3 protein-coding genes and 1 pseudogene are annotated in these 3,874 nt (G+C 43.2%); 1 reads left to right on the top strand and 3 read right to left on the bottom strand.

The window, feature by feature from the left end:
• Positions 1-1,258, top strand: a 1,258-nt coding sequence (locus ACP45E_RS15965; protein ID WP_069585227.1) for a di-heme oxidoredictase family protein, incomplete at its 5' end; no start/stop codon positions are given.
• A gap of 272 nt (positions 1,259-1,530) precedes the next feature.
• Here ACP45E_RS15965 and ACP45E_RS15960 read toward each other — a convergent pair.
• The 3 genes and pseudogenes from ACP45E_RS15960 to ACP45E_RS15950 form a co-directional block, all read right to left on the bottom strand.
• On the bottom strand, positions 1,531-1,740 hold the full coding sequence (locus tag ACP45E_RS15960) for a hypothetical protein (protein ID WP_017033112.1): 210 nt from the start codon (positions 1,738-1,740) through the stop codon (positions 1,531-1,533).
• Between the two features lie 435 nt (positions 1,741-2,175).
• Positions 2,176-3,072 carry a DMT family transporter gene (locus ACP45E_RS15955; RefSeq protein WP_026026746.1) on the bottom strand — a complete coding sequence of 299 codons (897 nt, stop codon included), beginning with the start codon at positions 3,070-3,072 and terminating at the stop codon, positions 2,176-2,178.
• Positions 3,073-3,391: 319 nt separating this feature from the next.
• Positions 3,392-3,859 (bottom strand): annotated as a pseudogene (locus tag ACP45E_RS15950) (lipocalin family protein); the annotation flags it as partial.
• Between the last annotated feature and the right edge of the window lie 15 nt (positions 3,860-3,874).

Here is a 3,874-nt window from a genome sequence, read left to right as displayed (position 1 = left end):
GCAAGCCGTTGGTTCCGTTAGCTCACAAGATGGTCTTGGTCCACTATTTAACAATAATGCCTGCCAAGATTGTCATATTCGAGATGGACGAGGCCACGCTTCTAAAGCAGAAAAGGGCATGCGTGGTACCGATTTTAACAGCATGCTGTTACGAGCATCGAAAAGTGACATAACTCAAGAACAACAAGACGCGATCAACCAGTCGTTGATGGCCAATGTTCCTGACACTTGTATCGGCGGTCAGCTTCAGCATCAATCAAATTTTGGGATAGCAAAAGAGGCAACCCAAGCCGTTAGTTACCAATATTACCATGTCGAGTTTAGTGATGGTGAAAGCGTGGAATTACGCCGTCCAACTTGGCATGTCAAAGCGCAGGGTTGTGACATCAATAATGATACTGTGTTATCAGCTCGTGTGGCTCCTCAGATGATCGGTTTAGGTTTACTTGCATTGATTGATGAGGCTCAGATCCTCGCTCAGCAAGATATTGAAGATAAAGATAATAATGGCATTTCTGGCCGAGCTAACTTTGTGTGGTCGGTCGACGAAGATGCAGTTGCTTTGGGGCGCTTTGGCTGGAAAGCGGGTCAGCCAACCATCAGGCAGCAAACCGCTGGGGCGTTTTTAGGAGATATGGGGCTCACCACGGAGTTGTTTACGACTGAAAATTGCATGCCACATCAAAAAGATTGTTTGGCTGCACCGAGTGGAAATGGTGATATGACGGGCGATTACAGTCATGAGGTCTCGTCTAAAGTACTGGAAAAAGTGGTTTTCTATTCTAGCCATTTATCCGTCCCAGAGCGCCGCAACGCTTATGATGAAAAGGTCTTGGCGGGCAAAGCACTCTTTAATGATATTGGCTGTCATCAATGCCATACAGAAAGTTATACGACACAACAATCAAAAGAGTTTCCAGAACTGTCCGGTCAAAAGATCTACCCATATACCGATATGTTGTTGCATGACATGGGGCTAGAGTTGACGGACTTTGATAAACACAGCAAGTTTGTTCAAGGGAACATTCAAGTTGAGTTCTTGGCACAAGCCAACGAATGGCGTACTGCACCTCTATGGGGATTGGGTTTGGCGCAAACCGTGGATCCAAACGCAACCTTCTTACACGACGGTCGTGCGCGAACCATTATGGAAGCCATTTTGTGGCATGGTGGTGAGGCGAGCACTCAGCAACAAGCCGTGTTGCAATTGGATAAAGCGCAGAGAGAAAGCTTGATGGTGTTTTTGAACGATTTATAAAGGCGGCGTTATCTCACCACACCATTCCTGCCTTATACCACGCTTGTTTATCACAAGGAGTGTTTTGGTTTGGCGTGAAAGAAAAGAGGTGTTTGGGAATGCAAAGTTAAGCAGATAAAAACAAGGGGTTAGCAAAAAAGTTCAGCAAAAAAGAAGAGGATAACCTAGTTAGCGTGAGCCGCGAGGTGAAATGCCGGTGACTAGGTTTGATTCTTTTTTGCTTTATTTAGTTCTTACTTTTGATGATGAGAGACATGGCGTTGTCTCTGTCGCTACAGGACTGTGAAATGTCCTAGCGTACTGCCGGTATTCGATAAAATCGTACCAGTACTGTCTCGATCATTGAATTCAAAGTCGATCAGGTAGCTTGTGTCTTGAAGCTTTGGCAATATGTGGCGATGTAGAATATCGCTGTTTAACTGTCGTATTTCTGCGACCCAAGATAGGTCTTCGTTAAGCAAGTTTATTTCAATTTTGAACATTTAATACCTTGTGATTTTGTTAGTGATTTTTCTCGTGACAATTTGTACCAATGGATTTGTCGTGTTGTTCTTTTAGACATAATTGTGCCTTTAATTTATTACAGGTTTATTGAGTGCCGATGACAGATAGCGATTAAAGCGCATAAATTTTACGCAATCAATGGCGACGAAAATCGACGAATATTTAATGAGGCTGTTGGTGTAAAGCTATTGAATGATCGATTGAAGTAAAGCTGACGCAAAGATGGTGTAACGAGGTTTATCGAGAACTGTCTATGAGGGAACTTGGACTAAATGTAACATTAACAACTCTTATTCAAGAGCCAAGCGGTAACTATACGCTTAGTTTTATAAATAGCTACCGTTATTTCCAAGTGAAAGTAAAATAAATGCACATTTGTATTAACTCACTGAAATTATGGCACTTTACGTTATTTACCTTTTGAGTGGGGTTAAAATCTGTTTGCCAAACACGTTGATTAACGCCCCTGTCACTATCAAACCACCACCTAAATACGTCCACACTGAAGGGATCTCATTAAACACCCAAACCCCAAGTAGCGCAGAAAATACAATCTGTATATAAGAATAAGCAGACGCTTTTCCTGCCGCTTGGGTTTGCATCGCTTTGGTTAGGCCATATTGACCGATTTGCGTGAAGATGCCGACTAAAATGAGCATGACCGTGAGAAACAGACTCGGCCACACAAAGTGGTTCCAGATAAGAAGGGTAGAGATAGGCAAAGCGACCAATGGAAAATAGAATATGATCACCGAACTGTCTTCCGTCTGACTCAGCTTTCTTACGATTACATAGGCGATAGAGCTGCCAAACGCACCGCATAACGCAATCAGAATACTAAACAGTGGTAGCTCGTTGGCTACTTCGCTGCTGATGTTTGGTTGAACCATGACCAATAAACCTGCCAGGCAGAACGCTATACAGATAATGGTTGATTGCTGAATACTCTCCTTCAGAAATAAAACCCCGAGCAATGCAGTAAATATGGGGTGAACGTATTGCAAGATCGTCGCTTCGGCCAAAGGTAACGTTGTAACCGCATAATAAACGCACATCAATGCTGCTGTTCCTACCGCGCCACGCACAAAGAGTAGCGGTTTATTGTTACCCCATACAGAAATGCCTTTTCGCTTTACATCCAAATAACTGATGATTAAAGAGACTAATGCTCGGGCCGCAACGATTTCAAATACCGGGATGCCATAATTGCTAATGTACTTCACGCAAGCGGACATGAGCGCAAATCCAAATGCAGAAAGAAGCATAAATCTAACCCCAACAGGGATAAGCGTTAAAGAGAAAGAGGGCATAAAGTGACAGATATAATTTGTGTGGAGGGAAATAGTAACACCTAAAGTGATGAACCGCTCTTATTTGAATGATCCTTCACAACGAAATTTTTATACAGTCAAATCAAAACAAGCGCATCAAAAGCGCATACGTTTTATGTAATGATATAAAAACCACCATCTATTTACCCTTCGTTAATATATTCTAAGGCTCTCCTACCGGGCCAGCGTATGCAGTTAATCTTGATATTTAGATGATGGCATGCTGAATTAATGACGTATAAAGCGAGGCCTGATGATGTGGCAACGTCGTTGTTAGTACCAACTATTAAGGCTTTGCTTAGTAGCCTGTCAGCTCCATATAACCAGAACCGGAATGAGAACCTTTAATTACGATTGGACCCTCCCAATAGGCGATAGACAGAGGCATTTGGGCGTTTGGATTGAGTGCTGAGATGGTCAGGTCGATTTGTTGAGTTGGAATCGCCATTCGCCATTCTGTTGGGTAGTCACGCCCATCGATTTCAGTTTTCTTGATGGCGGTTAAGCTGATGTCTTGCTGCTTAATCGCGATGCCAGAACCATCTTGCTGCATTAACCTTGCATGGGAATAATTGGCTTCGTCTGTTGTCGAGTTTCTAAGCTGAAACACGACTAAGCTGGTTTCATTATTGAGCCGAAGTGCAAACCAATCCCAGCCTTGTTGTGAGTCGAGTAAGAACTGTGAACTCCACTCTCTGTCAATCCAACCTTTACCCGAAACGAGATGTGTTGTGCCATCAATCGTCACTAACCCTGATACATAGATCGGAAGAGCGGCTCA

This window comes from Vibrio genomosp. F10 str. 9ZD137 (genome assembly GCF_049974785.1).
GTDB lineage: Bacteria > Pseudomonadota > Gammaproteobacteria > Enterobacterales > Vibrionaceae > Vibrio.
This window is presented reverse-complemented; position numbering and strand designations above follow the sequence as displayed.

What these genes read in the sequence shown, in the direction of transcription:
- ACP45E_RS15960 (WP_017033112.1), bottom strand. Translation starts at nt 1,740, where the DNA reads ATGTTCAAAATTGAAATAAACTTGCTTAACGAAGACCTATCTTGGGTC.
- ACP45E_RS15955 (WP_026026746.1), bottom strand. Translation starts at nt 3,072, where the DNA reads ATGCCCTCTTTCTCTTTAACGCTTATCCCTGTTGGGGTTAGATTTATG.